Origin of the sequence: uncultured Acetatifactor sp., from assembly GCF_948601915.1 — a bacterium.
In the GTDB taxonomy this organism is placed as follows: Bacteria; Bacillota; Clostridia; order Lachnospirales; family Lachnospiraceae; genus Acetatifactor.
On sequence record NZ_CAPDXS010000008.1, the window covers coordinates 14,141 to 28,712 of the forward strand.

The window sequence follows — 14,572 nt, forward strand, 5'->3', positions numbered from 1 at the left end:
GATGGCAATTACATTTCAGGAAATAAGGTACGACTGTATGCGCGTATACGGAATCGGAATGGAGGCCGATTCCGAAGAAGTGCATAACCCCAGATATAAGGATTGGGACACAACCCGGGTAAAAAGGATGGTAATCGTCCTGTCCGGGGAACCCAGGCAGGACATCATGGATTGAACCCGTATAAGGAGGGACAAAGCCTGTGCAGACAGTGACATTCGTGATCGGAGCCACAGCCTCCGGCAAAACTTATTTCATCAATATGAATTATTCCGGAAGAGATGTCGATATTCTGAATATATACGATTACCAGCAGCGCGCATACCAGGAAGCCGGATTCGGCGATTCGATTCCCTTCGGAGCCCGGTTCCGCTGCCTTATGAGGGCCCAGGACATGCTGCTGGAGGATATCGTGGAAAGAATGTCGGTGGGCCGGGACGTGGTCGTGGAGCAGACCTTCTACAAAGCGAAACGGCGCATCACGTACATCGAAAGGATCAGACAGGCGGCGGAGGTCCGGATCGAGGTATATGTCATGCGCCCCGGCGATTCCCGTTGGAAGGCGAATCTGGAAAGCAGGGGGCTTAAGGGCAGCTATGAGGGGTACGGACGTGAAGCGGCGGAGCTGGAGTTCCCCAATCCCGCGGAAGGCTTCGACAGGATATATGAGGCCGTGGACGGAGCCGTAACGCTGCGGATGGATGCGCCCAGGCCTGAAATCCTGGAGAGGGCAAAAGAGGAGCTTGCCCGGGAGGCGGAAGGCATCCGGGAGGAGGACGAGGTTCGGCGCAGAAGAAAGGAACTGGTGGAAAGCATGTCCGTCAGACCATTCTGGCACTATTGTGAGGTCTGCGGCAGGAAGGAGTTCCTCACGGCCGGGGATGCCTATGACAGCGGCTGGGACTATCCGCCCCGGATGGGACATTTCGGCCTGCTTGGCCCCAGGACATGCGGCGACTGCGGGATAGACGGCACCTTGTGGTTCAAGATAAACGCGCCCGGCAGATTCCCGGTGGTATTGGAGGGGGAGCTGACACCGGAGGAGCTGGCCACGTGGAGGCGGATCAAGGCCGAGCCGGAGAGCCTACTTGCAGAGGAGCCGGAATGAATTTCCAGCGGCTATTGGCTATGGCATAGGATCGGAGAACCCTGACGCCTGTTGTCAGGAAAGCGCGGGATTGGCCGAAACAGAGAACAGGGCACAGGATTGGCCGAAACAAAACAGAATGGGAGGATATCCATGAATTACAGAACAGACAGATACGGAAACCGGATTTCCGCCTTGGGCTACGGCTGCATGCGGTTTTCCAGGACGGCAGGCAGGATCCACATGGAGAAGGCGGAGAAGGAGATCATGGCGGCCTACCGGGGCGGCGTGAACTATTTCGACACCGCCTATGTATACCCCGGCAGCGAGGCGACCCTGGGGGAGATTTTGGAGCGCAACCACATCCGCGGCCAGGTATCCATCGCCACCAAGCTGCCCCATTACCTCATCAAGTCCGCGGACAGCTGTGAGAAATATTTCAGGGAGCAGCTGAGCCGCCTGCGCACGGATTATGTGGACTACTACCTGATGCACATGCTGACGGACGTGAAGACCTGGGAGCGCCTGAAGGCCCTGGGCATCCTGGAATGGCTGGAGGAGAAGAAAAAAAGCGGCGCCATCCGCCAGATCGGCTTCTCCTACCACGGGAATTCCGACATGTTCTGCCAGCTGGTGGATGCCTACGACTGGGACTTCTGCCAGATCCAGTACAATTACATGGACGAGAACAGCCAGGCGGGCCGGAAAGGCCTGAAATACGCCAACCAGAAGGGCCTGCCGGTGATAATCATGGAGCCTCTGCGGGGCGGCAAGCTGGTGAACCGCCTGCCCGGAGAGGCGGAGGAGATTTTTGAACGGTATCCCGTGAAGCATACACCAGCCCAATGGGCGTTTCGGTGGCTCTGGAACCAGCCGGAGGTGACCTGCGTGCTGTCCGGCATGAATTCGGAAGAAATGGTGGCGGACAATCTGCGGACGGCCTCGGAGAGCCATGTGGGCGAGATGGGCCAGGCGGAGGAGGACATGCTGCGGAGCGTGGTGCGGGCCATAGACGCGAAGATGAAGGTGGGCTGCACGGGCTGCGGCTACTGCATGCCCTGCCCCAGGGGCGTGGACATCCCGGGCACCTTCGCGGCTTACAACAGATGCTATTCCGAGGGGAAGCGGGGGGCGTTCATGGAGTATTTCATGTGCACCGCTCTGCGGAAGGACTCCTCGGCGGCCTCCAATTGCATCGAATGCGGGAAATGCGAGGGGCACTGCCCCCAGCACATCGAGATCCGCCGGGAGCTGAAGAATGCCAGGAAGCAGCTGGAAGGGCCCGTCTACCGGATAGGCCGGAAGGCGGTGGAGCTGTTCAGGGCCTATTGAGGCTGTATAAATCCCCTGAAACCGGCAACACTCCTGCCAAAGGCAAAAGGCCGGACCGGAGCGCAGTACCTTCGGCCCCCACAGCGGCCTTGCAGCGGGAAAGGGGAAAGGGCGATGATATCATTCCTGGAGATGGTGCAGCGGTATCCGATCGGCGCGAAGGTGGATCTGCCGAAGCGGGAGGGAAAGGGAGGCCCGCAGGAAATCGTGGGCTATGAGTATTACAATGGGACGGGGTTCCTGGTCTTTGGAGACGAGGAGAGGGTGAGCGTGGATCAGCTTTCGGGGGAGCCGCGCCCAAAGCTTTATTAAATCTTAACATTTACACAATAGAAAAGTAAAAAACCCGGGCCTCCTGCTATTTTATAATCGAGACAGCAGGAGGTTTTCATGATGGGATATTACAGGACGATGGAAAGAGACGGGGCCGCCGGGAGAGTCAGAAGAGACGGGGCCGGCGGGGGGGCCGCCGGGAGAGCCAGGCAGCAAGGCCCCAGGCCGCAGAACAGGAGCCGCACGGCCATGCGCAGCGCAGCGGCCCAGAGGGAGATGCGCAGAAGGCGAAAGAGGAGGCGGCAGGCCCTGATATTTTTGAGGTTTTCGGTATGCCTGTTCCTGGTGTTCGGCATATTGGCGATGGTCAAGGGCGGGATCACCCTGGCGGCTTCCCTGGGCGAGGCGCTGGGAAGCAGGAGGGAGGAGGAGACCGGAAGCCCGATACTCCCGGAGGAGGATACGGGCGCCCTCTACGGGGACAGGTACGGAGAAAAGCTGGCGGAGCTTTTGGAGCTCAATGAGGAGGCGGCGGACTATGTGGAAAGCTATCCCCAGCGGGAAGCCTACAAAAGCCAGCCCATAGACCTGGCGCAGGAGATACAGGGCGGCAGCGTCCCCCTTCTGATGCAGTGGGACAAGCGCTGGGGCTACAATGCCTACGGCGGCAACATGATAGGCCTTGCGGGCTGCGGGCCGGTGTGCATGACCATGGCCTATCTGCATTTCACCGGGGATACCGCCATGACGCCCCGGGAGATGGCGGCCTTCGCGGACGACAACGGATATTATGAGGAGGACGCGGGGACGAAATGGAGCTTCTGGACAGAGGGCGCAGGGAAGCTTGGGCTTGTGGGGGAGGAGCTGCCCCTGGACGAAAACAGGATGAAACAGACGCTTGATGACAGGAAAATAATCATCTGCAGCATGGGCCCCGGGGACTTTACCACGGAGGGCCATTTCATCCTGATCCGGGGCTATGACGGGAACGGCTTCTACGTCAACGATCCGAACCGCAGGAGCAACAGCGAAAAGCAGTGGGAATTCGACGCCCTGCGGAGCCAGATCCGGAACCTCTGGGCATTGTCCGCCGCCCAGTGGTGAGGCCGCCAGGTGTCTTCGTTTCTATCCTGCGGGGAAATCCCCGGCAAAATCCTAAGAAATCCCCAGGCATTGTCCCCGATGGCAGGCGCGGTTTCGCCGGATTTGTGCTTTACTTCCCTTTTTTTCTCACGTATAATGAGGGTGTCTATATCGGAAAGGGAAGCCCGGATCGGGGGACCTGGAGCTCTGGATTCAGAGGAAAACAATGGGGAGGCGTTTCGGATGAGATATGAATTTTGGGCAGGTTCCTACGGAACAAAGGAAGAGGAGACGATTGCCAGATTTTCGCTGGATACGGAAACCGGGCAGATGGAGAAGATTTGCGGCTGCTCCGGGGCGGAGAATCCGTCGTGGATCTGCCTGAACTGGAGGAAGACAGTCCTGTATTCGGTGGAGGAGCTGTCGCCTCAGGGGCGGATTCTGGCATTCGGCGTGGGAGAGCAGGGGCTGGAGCCTCTGGCCAGCCTGTCCACGGGAGGGGCGGACCCCTGCCATATCTGCCTGGACGAGGGGGAGCGGTATCTGCTGGCGGCCAATTATACCAGCGGCTCCCTGGCGGTGTTCGGGCTGGACGGGGAGGGAATCCCTGTCCGGGAGACGGACTTCATCCGGCACAGCGGCAGAGGCAGGAACCCTGTAAGGCAGGAGGGGCCCCATGTCCATTTCTCCTGTGTGGCCGGGGAGCGGGCCTATGTAGTGGATCTGGGCACGGATCTGGTGTCCGTCTACGGCCTGGAGGGGGAGACGGGGCGGCTTTTGGAAACGGGAGAGGCCCTGAGGCTTCCGTCCGGGGCGGGCCCCAGGCATCTGGCGTTCCACCCCCACATCCCCGGGCTGCTCTATGTGGCCTGCGAGCTGGACAGCAGCGTGGCGCTGTTTCGGGAAAAGGACGGGGCGTACCTGCCGGAGGGGAGGGTATCGGCCCTGCCGGAAGGGTTTGCCGGAGAGAACACGGCGGCTGCCATCCGCCTTCGGAGAGACAGGCTCTTTGTCAGCAACCGGGGCCATGACAGCATAGCGGCCTTTTCCATGGGGGAGGACGGGGGCCTGCGCCTGTGCCAGACAATCCCCACAGGGGGAAGGACGCCCAGGGATTTCGCCTTCATGGGGGAATATATGGCGGTCGCCAACCAGGGCTCCGATGAGATCACGGTCCTGCGCATGGATCCGGAGACGGGGAAGCTGGAGCGGACAGGCATATCCGCGCCCATGTCCCGGCCTACCTGCATCTGCCCCGTGCCGCCGCAGTAGTATCCTGAGGGCGGGCGTTCTTTCCCGATGCGGGCTGCGGCCCGGCTCCCTTCACGGCGATAGAGGCGCCGCGCGGGGGAAAACGCCCCGAAGTGTGATGCCGATTTAGTCAAATGCCATAACTTGGTTCTCATACACCCTTGTAACAAAGGGGGGGATATGATATAATGATAATGCGCTGCGGCGCAGGGAATCATGAATTATGAATTATGAATCATGAATCATAGAAGCAAGTGGGCGACAATATCAAGGCAGGAAGCGGCCAGATGGGGAGGAACGAGTATGAATCTGGTGATTACCATGAGTCGGAGGTTTGGAACCGGTGCCAGCGAGATTGCGGCGGAGCTGTCCGGAAAGCTGGACATTCCGGTGTATGACAAGGCGTACATAGAGCATGAGCTGGAAGGCCACAGCTATGCGGACGAGGCAGAGCTGATCAGGGAGCTGGCCTCCCACCCCTGCATCATTTTAGGGCGTTGCGCCTCGGAGATTCTCCGGGACCAGGGGAATGTGTTCAATGTCTATGTCTGCGCCGACAAGGAAGACCGCATCCATCGGGTCATGGAGCAGAAATCCCTGCCCTACGAGGAGGCGAAGGCCATGCTGGAGGAGAACGACAAGGCCCGCAGCGAATACTACTACAGGCACGCCGGAAAGGTCTGGGGAGACGTGAACAATTACCACATGATCCTGGACACCTCCCAGTTCGGCATCCAGAACTGCGCGGGCATCATGCTGAAATATTTTGAGCGGATTGAAGTCATATAAAGGGACGGGTATTGAAAATTCTTTTCAGGGAAAGCGGGTGGTCATATGCCAAATGGTCTCGAAATTATGAAAGCAGCCATTGATGATTTTAAAAAGATTCAGGACTATATGATCCTGGCCAGGGAAGAGAACGCGGAAAGGACATACGCAAAGCTGAAGGACGAATATCTTTCCTTAAAAGCGATTCTGACAGTGGCAGGTGTCAACCTTACGGATATTGATAAAATGAAAGAATGATTCCACCCGGAATCGGACAGAACTGTGCGGATGCACCCTTAGGACCTTCGGATACGGTCTTAGGGGTGTTTCTTTATGCCGCGGCCGGTCTGGAATCGGTCTGGAATCGTGAAAAAAACTCTTTACAGCGGGCCGCATTCGGATTACAATAGAACACTTGTAGGGAGGTGTGCCATGTTTTTGCTGTATTTTCTGCTGTGGATCGTCTTCAACGGCCGGATCACTTTGGAGATATGCCTGTTCGGCCTGGCGATTGCCGGGGCGCTGCTTGCCTTTTCCTGCAGGTTCGTGGATTACAGCCTGGCCAGGGAGCGCAGGGTGTACAGGAACGGCTTCCTGTTCCTCAGATACTGCGGCCTGCTGGTCACGGAGATCGTCAGGGCCAATGTGAGCGCGATCCGCATGATACTGACCCAGAGGGAAGAGATAGAGCCTGTGCTGGTGAGCTTCGAAACCGACTTAAAGTCCCAGGTGGGGAAGGCCATGCTGGCCAATGCCATCACCCTGACCCCGGGGACCATCACTGTGACCCTGGAGGGCTCCGAGTACACGGTGCACTGCCTGGACGAGTCCATGGCGGAGGGCCTGCAGGAGGGCGGTTTCGCGGCATATATCCGGAAATTTGAGGAAACCATATAATTGCGCGGCCGACCGGCTTTGGGTATGGCAGCGCTTTAGAGGAGAAGGACAGGATGGGAAGAGGGATCGAGGGCCTGGAGAGGGCTTATGAGGTGTTTTTCACAGGGGCGCTGATCGTGCTGGCGGTGCTGGTGGTGCTGTGCCTGGTGCGGGCCATCATCGGGCCCAGGGTGGCGGACAGGATCGTGTCGGTGAACATGACGGGCACCATGGTCATCGTGATGATCGCCATCCTGGCGCTGATGCTGGAGGAGGGGTATCTGGCGGATATCTGCCTGATTTACGCCATGATCAGCTTTCTGGCGGTGATCGTGCTGGTGAAGGTGTATATGGGCGTGTACCTGGAGGGGAAGCGGGAGAGGAAAGATGACGATGCTGACGTAATAGGAGGGGCGGCTGCCCGGGAGGGCCCAAAGGACGAGCCGTGAACGGGGCCGATTAAGGCAGCGTCGGAGGACAGTTAAAGCGGGCGGCTGCAGAGAGGAGGGAATCCTGCAGACGGGAAGAGGAGGATGCATCGTGATCGTGCTGGAATGGCTGCGCTTTTTGGCAGGCGGCGGACTGCTTTTGTGCGGGCTGGGTACTTTTATCATTGAACTCATAGGCGTGTTCCGGTTCCGGTATGTGCTGAACCGGATGCATGCGGCGGCTACTGGGGATACCCTGGGCATCGGCTTCGCCCTGCTGGGGCTGATCGTCATGAGCGGTTTCAACTTTACGTCCTTGAAGCTGTTCCTGGTGATCGTGTTCCTGTGGTTCTCCTCCCCGGTGTCCTCCCACCTGATCGCCAGGCTGGAGGTGAGCACCAACGAGGAGAGCGGAAAGCACTACCGGGTGATGCGGCTGGAGCCTCCCGGGGATAGACCCGGGATGACCGGAAAGGAGGCCGACGAAAGCCTGCCGGGAGGAGCGCATGGCGGCGGGGACAGCGGGCGGGCCGGGGAGAAGACAGAGAGCCGGAGCGGGGGAGGCCAGGGACCTGCAGAGGGGAAGGAGGCGTAAGCTGTGACCATATTTACCTGTATATTGCTTGGATTTCTGGTGGTCTGCGCCATTGCGGCCAGCCTGTCCAAAAAGCTTCTGAACACTATACTGATCTTCATGTCCTACAGCCTGGTGATGTCCATCATCTGGGTGCTGCTGGAGTCCCCGGACCTGGCGATCACGGAGGCCGCTGTGGGGGCCGGGGTCACCACAGTGCTGTTCCTGGTGACATTGAAGAAAATCGACGCTATCATCAAAAAGGAGAGCGCCCGGGAGGAGAGGACGGATGAGCAGGAAGGTGCCTGAGGAGAGGTATCGCAAGACCTTTTCCTATAAATTCAGATGCTGGCTTGAGGGGACGAAGGATTCCTTCCTGGGGCAGGTGGAGATGGAGCCCCGGGAGCCTTTTGTCGAAAGCGAAGAGGCAAGGGAGCGCAGAGAACAGGACAGCAAGGCGCTGGAGGCGAAGGTCTACGACCTGGAGCACAATTTCGAGATGCGAATCTTTAACAGGATTTACAGAGTATTCTGCATCCTGTTCTGCATCTTCCTGGTGGTCATGCTGCTGGCGGCAGTGTCAGACTTGCCCCCCTTCGGCCATGCGGAGAACCCGGCCAACAACGAGGTGGCGCAGCGCTATATCGAGAAGGGCCTGGAGGAGACCGGCGCGGTGAACATCGTCACGGGCATGATCCTGGACTACAGGGCCTTCGACACATTGGGCGAGTCCCATGTGCTCTTCATCGCCACCTGCACCGTGTTGATTCTGCTGCGCAGGGACGACAAAAAGGAGCAGGAGGAGGGACAGGACAATGACAGGCTCTACGAGCCCAAAAACGATGTGATTCTGCAGACCGTGGCCAGAGTCCTGGTGCCGCCCATCCTGCTCTTTGGAATATACATCATTCTGGCGGGACATTTGGGGCCGGGAGGCGGGTTTTCTGGGGGCGCGGTGATCGGCGCGGGGCTGATTCTGTACCTGAACGCTTTCGGCTTCGCGAAGACGGAGCGGTTCTTTACGGCGAAGACCTACCGCAGGATGAGCTTCTGTGCCCTGGCCTGCTACAGCATCGCCAAGAGCTATTCCTTCTACACAGGGGCCAACCATATCGAGAGCGTCGTCCCCCTGGGAACGCCTGGCGCGATCCTGAGCGGTGGACTGATACTGGTCCTGAACATATGCGTGGGCGTGGTGGTGGCGGGCACTATGTATACCTTTTATGTCATGTTCCGCAAGGGCGGCTATTGAGGAGGCGTGAATCCATGCACTGGGAATACTTACTGAACAACTATGAGGAGGCTGTGGCCATGATTCTGTTCGGCATCGGCTTCTCCAATCTGCTCCTGCAGAAGAACCTGATCAAGAAGATCATAGGCCTCAACATCATGGACACAGCCACCTACCTGTTCCTGGCCCTGAAGGGCTACATCGCGGACAGGAAAGCGCCAGTGGTGGTGGACGGCGTCACCAGCCCGGAGGCCTATATCAACCCCATCCCCAGCGGGCTGGTGCTGACGGGCATCGTGGTGTCCGTATCCGTGACGGCGCTGATGCTGTCCCTGACCATTAGGCTCTACCGCAGATACCACACCCTGGATCTGGACGAGATCACCACCCGGTTGAAGAGGGAGGGGAAATGATGGAGTTCGTGCAGAATTTTCCCTTCCTGTCCATTATTTTATCCCTTTTCGCCGGGCCCCTGTGCTCCGTGCTGAACGGGAAATGGGCCAGGCGGGTGAACACGGCTGTAATCTCGATAATCGGAATCATGTCAACGCTTGTATTGGGAAACGCCATATCCGCCGGGCGGCCCTATGTGTACCTTATGGGCCATTTCCCTGCGCCCTGGGGCAATGAGATTCGGGTGGGCATCCTGGAGGCCTTTATGGCCTGCTTCTTCTGTGTCATCATGCTGCTGTGCATGCTGGGGGGTATCAGGGAGCGGGAGGCGCAGATTGAGGAGGGAAAGCAGAACCTATACTATGTGATGGTGAATCTCCTGCTGTGCTCCCTGCTGGCCCTGATCTACACCAATGACCTGTTCACCGCCTATGTGTTCGTGGAGATCAACACGATTTCCGCCTGTGGCCTGATCATGATTCGCCAGACCGGGCGGACCTTTGAGGCGGCCGCACGGTACATGATCATGAGCCTGCTGGGCTCCGGCCTTTTGCTTCTGGGCATCTGCCATCTGTACGCCGTCACAGGCCATCTGCTCATGAGCAATATCCGGCAGCAGGTGCAGCTTATTGCGGCCACGGGGCAGTACCACATCTCCCTGATGGTGGCGCTGGGGCTGATGTCCGTGGGGCTGGCCATCAAGAGCGCCCTGTATCCCTTCCACGCCTGGCTGCCGGACGCTTATGGGTATTCCACCCTGTCCTCCTCGGCCATCCTGTCCTCGCTGGTGTCCAAGGGGTATATCTTCCTGCTGATCAAGATATTCTACCGGGTGGTGGGATTCGAGGTGGTCAGGGAGAGCAAAGTGGTCAACGTGCTGTTCGTCTTCGGCATCGCCGGGATGATCATGGGGTCTGTAAGTGCTATAGGGGAGGGGAACCTGCGGCGGATGATCGCCTATTCCTCGGTGGCCCAGATCGGCTATATCTACATGGGGCTGGGGCTGGCCACAGAGGCTGGTTCCATCGCCAGCCTCTACCATGTGCTTTCCCATGGGGCCACTAAGTCGCTGCTGTTCGTGGCGGCAGCGGGGCTTGCGGATGCTTCCGGGGGGAGCGACAGATACGGGGACATCACGGGAGCGGGCTTCCGGAACCGGCTGGCCGGGGTGGCGTTCACGGTGGGCTCCCTGTCCATGGTGGGCATGCCCGTGTTCTCGGGATTCATCTCCAAGCTGCTGTTCGCACAGGCAGCGGTGGGGCATACCCACAAGATGCTCCCCACGGTCATCGCCCTGGCAATCAGTACCGTGCTGAATGCCGTATATTTCATGAAGACGGTGATTCGGATCTATACCAGGAAGCCCATGGGGCTGTCCGGGATGGGCAGTGGGGGCGCTGAAACCGGCAGGGTGGTCAGCCTCAGGGAGCAGCCCGCCAAATCGGCTGCGCTGGTGTGCTTCATTCTGCTGAATCTGATACTGGGGCTGAATTCGGATCCTATCGTCCGGCTGATCCAGAGCGGCATTGAGATGTTCGAGTAGTGGGCCGGAGGGCCTTAAGTCCAGCTAAGAAATATCAAGAGCCAAATGAAAACAGCGTCTGCCCCGCGCGGCACCCCGGAGGATTTACGGACGCGTTTCTTTCGCGGCCGGAAATTCTCTGCCCATGTCTGGGTGCTGGGCGGGGCAGATGCGGAACTAATAACTAGGAGGGAAGCTTTGATGGATGCGTTGTTGCTGATTCCGATAGCACTGCCTGTGGTGGGCGGCGCGGCTCTGCTGGTTTCGTCCTTTCGGGAGGGGGCGTCCGTGGCGGGCAGACAAGATTCCGGAACCGGAGGGAGCGGCCTGACGGCCAGCCGCACCGCCGGAGGCCAGGAGGAGAGCCGTGTAGGGCTCTGCGTCTATGTGGGCATGGTGCTGGGCATTTCCGTGATTCTGGCACTGACGCTGTCCTGGACGGGGGAGCGGGAGCTTGTGCTGTTCACGCTGCTGGACACCATCCCCGTGTACTTCCGCATTGACGCCGTGGGCAGGCTGTTCGTGACGGTGGTCAGCCTCATATGGCTCATGTCTGCCCTGTCCGCCTTTGTCTATATGCGTCATGAGGGGAAAGAGAAACGGTATTTCGGCTTTTACCTGATATTATATGGGATACTGGTGGCCTCCGACTTCGCGGGGAACCTGGTGACCCTGTACCTGTTCTATGAGCTGACCACTTTGGCGTCCATGCCCCTGGTGCTCCACAGCGGCAAGCGGGAGTCCGTCATGGCGGCATTGAAATATCTCTTCTACTCCCTGTGCGGAGCGTATGGGGGACTGTTCGCCATCTTCATCTTATATCGCTACAGCAATACTCTGACCTTTGCGGCAGGGGGGACATTGAACATGGCGGCAGCGCAGGGACATGAGGGAATCCTGCTGATCGCCGTGTTCGCCGCGCTCCTGGGCTTCGGGGCCAAGGCCGGCATGGTGCCGCTCCACGCCTGGCTCCCCACGGCCCATCCCGTGGCCCCGTCCCCGGCGTCCGCGGTGCTCTCTGCCATCATCGTAAAGTCCGGCGTGCTGGCTGTGGTCAGGGTGGTGTTCTACATCGTGGGGGCGGAGTTCCTGCGGGGGACTTGGGTGCAGCAGGCCTGGATGACGCTGGCGCTGTTGACCGTGTTCATGGGCTCCATGCTGGCCTACCGGGAGCAGGTTTTCAAAAAAAGGCTGGCCTATTCCACGGTAAGCCAGGTATCCTACATCATGTTCGGGCTTTCCCTGCTGACTGCCGATGCCTTTACCGGAGCCATGCTCCATGTGGCGGTGCACGCAGTGGTGAAATGCGGCCTGTTCCTGACGGCTGGCGTGTTTGTATATTATTTTGACTATACTAGGGTGGAGCAGCTTACGGGGATCGGGAAGCGGATGCCGAAGACTATGTGGTGCTATCTGCTGCTGTCGCTTGCGCTGGTGGGAATCCCGCCTACCGGGGGCTTCATCAGCAAATGGTATCTGGCGGAGGGGGCGCTGCAGTCCGATACCGGGGTCTTCGCCTGGCTGGGGCCGGTGGTGCTGCTGATCAGCGCGCTGCTGACTGCCGGGTATCTGCTGCCGGTGGCCATGAAGGGATTCTTCCCGGGCGTCGGTGCTGAGCCGGAATCCAGGGATGAAGGGGACAAAGGCTCCGGTGGGCTGGCGGCTGTGCCGGAGACAGAGACCAAGACGGGAGCGTCTTCGGCATCGGAGCCAGACCCCATACAAGAGCCAGCCCTGGCCATGCTCCTGCCTTTGGTCATCCTTGCGGCCCTGGCGGTGCTTTTGGGAATCTTCCCGGGCAGCTTGATAGAATACGCGTCCCGGATTGCCACATCCGTATTATAGCCAACGATGGAGAAAGGATCTGGTTGCCATGAGAGAGGTCATGATGCTGATAGTAGTGCTTCTGCCTATTTTTACGGGCATTCTCCTGCCGCTGTTATCCTTTCGCAGCAAAAGGGCCATGTGGATCTACCTGGAGGCAGCAGTATGCGCCAACTCCGCGCTGGTCTGCCGGCTGCTCATTGCCGCGCCCGAAAAGGCCCTCACAGTTTTCCGCTTCACCCACGATTTGAGCATCACCCTGCGGCTGGACGGGCCGGGCGCGGTGTTCGCCGGGCTGGTGGCGTTCCTCTGGCCCTTTGCCATGCTGTACGCTTTTGAATACATGGAAAAAGAGGAGAACCCGGGCCCCTTTTTCCTGTTCTACACCGCCACCTACGGCGTGACCCTGGGGGTAGCCCTGTCGGAGAACATCCTGACCATGTACTTCTTCTTCGAGATGCTCAGCCTTGTGACCCTGCCGTTGGTGATGCACACCAGGACAAGGGAGGCCATCCTGGCCAGCAGGGCCTATCTGTACTACATGCTGGGCGGCGCCGCCTTTGCGTTCATCGGCATGATCTTCGTGCTGGTCTACGGCACCACCTCCTCCTTTGTGCCCGGCGGCGTGCTGGACATGGCCAATATCCTGGAGAAAAAGGATACATTGCTGTTAGTCTACGTGCTGTGCTTCGGCGGCTTCTCTGTGAAGACGGCCATGTGGCCATTCTCTTCCTGGCTGCCAAAGGCCAGCGTGGCCCCCACCCCGGTGACCGCCCTGCTCCATGCGGTGGCGGTGGTGAACACCGGGGCCTTTGCGGTGATGCGGGTGACCTACTATAGCTTCGGCACCGGGCTGCTGAAAGGCACCTGGGCCCAGCAGGTGGTGATGGGGCTGGTGGTCTTCACCATTGTGTACGGCTGCAGCCGGGCGGTGAAGGAGACCCATTTCAAAAGGCGGCTGGCCTGGTCCACGGTGAGCAACCTGTCCTATATCCTCTTTGGCGTGACCCTGATGACGCCCCTGGGGATGACGGGGGCCCTGGCCCATCTGGTGTTCCACTCCTTCATGAAGATATGCTCCTTCCTCTGCGCCGGGGCAGTGATGCACCAGACAGACCGGAATTACGTCCATGAGCTGGACGGGCTGGGACATCGGATGCCCAGGGTGTTCCTGTGCTTCACGGTGGCGGCCCTGGCCCTGATGGGGGTGCCGGGGCTGTGCGGCTTCGTCAGCAAATGGCATCTGGCCAAAGCGGCAGTGGAATGCGGAGAGCCCCTGGCCTACGCGGGAGTGGCGGCATTGCTTCTGTCGGCCCTGCTGACGGCGATTTATATGATTGGCATAGTGGTGCGGGCCTTTTTCCCGAAAGGCGATTTTGACTACAGTACTATTGAAGACGTGCGGGAGCCGGGGTGGAGGATGCTGGTGCCCCTGCTTGTGTTTGCGGCATTGATTGTGTGCTTTGGGCTGCGCTCCGGGCCTGTCATAAAAATGCTGGAGGCGGTTGCCTTTGGGGCGATGTGATTTTCGGAGGCTGTTCCTCTTCGACACAGGACTGCTGAAGCAAATGGCGGGGATAGACAATAGCGTGATTCTGCTGAAAAGCGACTATCAGTTCAAGGGGCCGCTGACGGAAAACTTCATCCTGCAGCAGCTCCGCGGGCAATTCCAGGCTGCACCCCGGTACTTTTCTGACAAGAGCAGTGAAATCGACTTTGTGGTGCAGAATGGGACAGAGATTATTCCCATAGAGGCCAAGGGCGGTGAGGACAGGTCTGCGCCCTCTTTCAAGCGCTATGTTTCTGAGCGCAGACCGGAATCAGCGATACGCTTTTCCGGGCGGGGATACCGGAAGGACGGGGCTATCACCAATCTTCCCCTGTATCTGGCCAGGAAGACCAGAGAGCTGCTCTAGGCAGTGGATGGCATGC

18 protein-coding genes are annotated in these 14,572 nt (G+C 59.0%); all 18 read left to right on the plus strand.

Annotation, left to right across the window (positions count from 1 at the left end; translation table 11 throughout):
• The first annotated feature begins 1 nt into the window (after position 1).
• The 18 genes from Q2B33_RS02350 (at position 2) to Q2B33_RS02435 (ending at position 14,556) form a co-directional block, all read left to right on the plus strand.
• Complete coding sequence (locus Q2B33_RS02350) at positions 2-175, plus strand: hypothetical protein (RefSeq protein ID WP_300564323.1); 174 nt, start codon at positions 2-4, stop codon at positions 173-175.
• Between the two features lie 25 nt (positions 176-200).
• Positions 201-1,106: an AAA family ATPase gene (locus Q2B33_RS02355; RefSeq protein ID WP_300564322.1), complete on the plus strand. Its 906-nt coding sequence runs from the start codon at positions 201-203 to the stop codon at positions 1,104-1,106.
• 132 nt (positions 1,107-1,238) lie between these two features.
• Positions 1,239-2,417 carry an aldo/keto reductase gene (locus tag Q2B33_RS02360; protein WP_300564320.1) on the plus strand — a complete coding sequence of 393 codons (1,179 nt, stop codon included), beginning with the start codon at positions 1,239-1,241 and terminating at the stop codon, positions 2,415-2,417.
• 114 nt (positions 2,418-2,531) lie between these two features.
• Positions 2,532-2,729, plus strand: a complete 198-nt coding sequence (locus tag Q2B33_RS02365; protein WP_300564318.1) for a hypothetical protein — start codon at positions 2,532-2,534, stop codon at positions 2,727-2,729.
• A 78-nt stretch (positions 2,730-2,807) separates the two neighbouring features.
• A complete protein-coding gene (locus Q2B33_RS02370) occupies positions 2,808-3,794 on the plus strand; it encodes a C39 family peptidase (RefSeq protein ID WP_300564316.1) in 987 nt (328 codons plus the stop codon).
• Positions 3,795-4,016: 222 nt separating this feature from the next.
• On the plus strand, positions 4,017-5,045 hold the full coding sequence (locus Q2B33_RS02375; protein WP_300564314.1) for a lactonase family protein: 1,029 nt from the start codon (positions 4,017-4,019) through the stop codon (positions 5,043-5,045).
• 282 nt (positions 5,046-5,327) lie between these two features.
• A complete protein-coding gene (locus Q2B33_RS02380; RefSeq protein ID WP_296462373.1) occupies positions 5,328-5,813 on the plus strand; it encodes an AAA family ATPase in 486 nt (161 codons plus the stop codon).
• Positions 5,814-5,858: 45 nt separating this feature from the next.
• Positions 5,859-6,050 (plus strand): hypothetical protein, encoded by a 192-nt coding sequence (locus Q2B33_RS02385; protein WP_300564311.1) that lies wholly within the window; start codon positions 5,859-5,861, stop codon positions 6,048-6,050.
• A 174-nt stretch (positions 6,051-6,224) separates the two neighbouring features.
• Positions 6,225-6,689 (plus strand): Na+/H+ antiporter subunit E, encoded by a 465-nt coding sequence (locus tag Q2B33_RS02390; protein ID WP_300564309.1) that lies wholly within the window; start codon positions 6,225-6,227, stop codon positions 6,687-6,689.
• A gap of 53 nt (positions 6,690-6,742) precedes the next feature.
• The gene (locus tag Q2B33_RS02395; protein ID WP_300564307.1) at positions 6,743-7,117 is read left to right on the plus strand and encodes a monovalent cation/H+ antiporter complex subunit F; all 375 of its coding nucleotides are present in this window, start codon (positions 6,743-6,745) and stop codon (positions 7,115-7,117) included.
• 91 nt (positions 7,118-7,208) lie between these two features.
• Complete coding sequence (locus Q2B33_RS02400) at positions 7,209-7,691, plus strand: monovalent cation/H(+) antiporter subunit G (RefSeq protein WP_300564305.1); 483 nt, start codon at positions 7,209-7,211, stop codon at positions 7,689-7,691.
• Positions 7,692-7,694: 3 nt separating this feature from the next.
• On the plus strand, positions 7,695-7,979 hold the full coding sequence (locus tag Q2B33_RS02405) for a hydrogenase subunit MbhD domain-containing protein (protein ID WP_296462366.1): 285 nt from the start codon (positions 7,695-7,697) through the stop codon (positions 7,977-7,979).
• Positions 7,960-8,922, plus strand: coding sequence for a hydrogen gas-evolving membrane-bound hydrogenase subunit E (gene mbhE, locus Q2B33_RS02410; RefSeq protein ID WP_300564302.1), 963 nt, complete (start codon positions 7,960-7,962; stop codon positions 8,920-8,922). The genes Q2B33_RS02405 and mbhE overlap by 20 nt, the downstream gene beginning before the upstream one ends.
• A gap of 14 nt (positions 8,923-8,936) precedes the next feature.
• Positions 8,937-9,314: a sodium:proton antiporter gene (locus Q2B33_RS02415; protein ID WP_296471351.1), complete on the plus strand. Its 378-nt coding sequence runs from the start codon at positions 8,937-8,939 to the stop codon at positions 9,312-9,314.
• The gene (locus tag Q2B33_RS02420; RefSeq protein WP_300564401.1) at positions 9,314-10,837 is read left to right on the plus strand and encodes a proton-conducting transporter membrane subunit; all 1,524 of its coding nucleotides are present in this window, start codon (positions 9,314-9,316) and stop codon (positions 10,835-10,837) included. Before Q2B33_RS02415 ends, Q2B33_RS02420 begins: the two co-directional genes overlap by 1 nt.
• Positions 10,838-11,017: 180 nt before the next feature.
• Positions 11,018-12,661, plus strand: a complete 1,644-nt coding sequence (locus Q2B33_RS02425; RefSeq protein WP_300564300.1) for a complex I subunit 5 family protein — start codon at positions 11,018-11,020, stop codon at positions 12,659-12,661.
• Positions 12,662-12,689: 28 nt separating this feature from the next.
• Positions 12,690-14,165 carry a complex I subunit 5 family protein gene (locus tag Q2B33_RS02430; RefSeq protein ID WP_300564298.1) on the plus strand — a complete coding sequence of 492 codons (1,476 nt, stop codon included), beginning with the start codon at positions 12,690-12,692 and terminating at the stop codon, positions 14,163-14,165.
• A complete protein-coding gene (locus Q2B33_RS02435; protein ID WP_300564296.1) occupies positions 14,152-14,556 on the plus strand; it encodes a DUF4143 domain-containing protein in 405 nt (134 codons plus the stop codon). Before Q2B33_RS02430 ends, Q2B33_RS02435 begins: the two co-directional genes overlap by 14 nt.
• Positions 14,557-14,572 lie beyond the last annotated feature (16 nt).

What these genes read in the sequence shown, in the direction of transcription:
- Q2B33_RS02390 (WP_300564309.1), top strand. Translation starts at nt 6,225, where the DNA reads ATGTTTTTGCTGTATTTTCTGCTGTGGATCGTCTTCAACGGCCGGATC.
- Q2B33_RS02365 (WP_300564318.1), top strand. Translation starts at nt 2,532, where the DNA reads ATGATATCATTCCTGGAGATGGTGCAGCGGTATCCGATCGGCGCGAAG.
- Q2B33_RS02420 (WP_300564401.1), top strand. Translation starts at nt 9,314, where the DNA reads ATGGAGTTCGTGCAGAATTTTCCCTTCCTGTCCATTATTTTATCCCTT.
- Q2B33_RS02415 (WP_296471351.1), top strand. Translation starts at nt 8,937, where the DNA reads ATGCACTGGGAATACTTACTGAACAACTATGAGGAGGCTGTGGCCATG.
- Q2B33_RS02430 (WP_300564298.1), top strand. Translation starts at nt 12,690, where the DNA reads ATGAGAGAGGTCATGATGCTGATAGTAGTGCTTCTGCCTATTTTTACG.
- Q2B33_RS02360 (WP_300564320.1), top strand. Translation starts at nt 1,239, where the DNA reads ATGAATTACAGAACAGACAGATACGGAAACCGGATTTCCGCCTTGGGC.
- Q2B33_RS02425 (WP_300564300.1), top strand. Translation starts at nt 11,018, where the DNA reads ATGGATGCGTTGTTGCTGATTCCGATAGCACTGCCTGTGGTGGGCGGC.
- Q2B33_RS02350 (WP_300564323.1), top strand. Translation starts at nt 2, where the DNA reads ATGGCAATTACATTTCAGGAAATAAGGTACGACTGTATGCGCGTATAC.
- Q2B33_RS02385 (WP_300564311.1), top strand. Translation starts at nt 5,859, where the DNA reads ATGCCAAATGGTCTCGAAATTATGAAAGCAGCCATTGATGATTTTAAA.
- Q2B33_RS02375 (WP_300564314.1), top strand. Translation starts at nt 4,017, where the DNA reads ATGAGATATGAATTTTGGGCAGGTTCCTACGGAACAAAGGAAGAGGAG.
- Q2B33_RS02370 (WP_300564316.1), top strand. Translation starts at nt 2,808, where the DNA reads ATGATGGGATATTACAGGACGATGGAAAGAGACGGGGCCGCCGGGAGA.
- mbhE (WP_300564302.1), top strand. Translation starts at nt 7,960, where the DNA reads ATGAGCAGGAAGGTGCCTGAGGAGAGGTATCGCAAGACCTTTTCCTAT.
- Q2B33_RS02380 (WP_296462373.1), top strand. Translation starts at nt 5,328, where the DNA reads ATGAATCTGGTGATTACCATGAGTCGGAGGTTTGGAACCGGTGCCAGC.
- Q2B33_RS02395 (WP_300564307.1), top strand. Translation starts at nt 6,743, where the DNA reads ATGGGAAGAGGGATCGAGGGCCTGGAGAGGGCTTATGAGGTGTTTTTC.